This is a genomic window from Dermabacter sp. p3-SID358 (assembly GCF_025147465.1).
Lineage (GTDB): Bacteria > Actinomycetota > Actinomycetes > Actinomycetales > Dermabacteraceae > Dermabacter.
Window position 1 is genome coordinate 1 of sequence record NZ_JALXOZ010000042.1, and the last position, 248, is coordinate 248.

The following is a 248-nucleotide window of genomic DNA, read 5'->3' on the forward strand; positions in this document are numbered from 1 at the left end:
CTGTCGTTGGGCGTGGCTTTGATCCATTTTTGAGGGTTTGGTGGAACCGCTCAATTTCTCCTTGGGTTTGGGGGTGGCCCGGCCGGCCGTTTTTCTGTTGGATTTTGTGTGCGACGAGCACTTTTTCGAAGGCGTTTCTCCCACCTTTGCGCCCGGCTAGGCGTGCGGTGAACACCGGTGCGTTGTCCGTCAGCGTGGATGCTGGCGGGCCGTATGTGTGGATTAAGCGTGTGAGGTTGGCGGCGACG

The 248-nt window shown here is 58.9% G+C and carries 1 pseudogene; it reads right to left on the bottom strand.

Going from position 1 to position 248, the window contains the following annotated elements:
- A pseudogene (locus tag M3B90_RS09605) lies at nucleotides 1-248 on the bottom strand (IS481 family transposase); the annotation flags it as partial.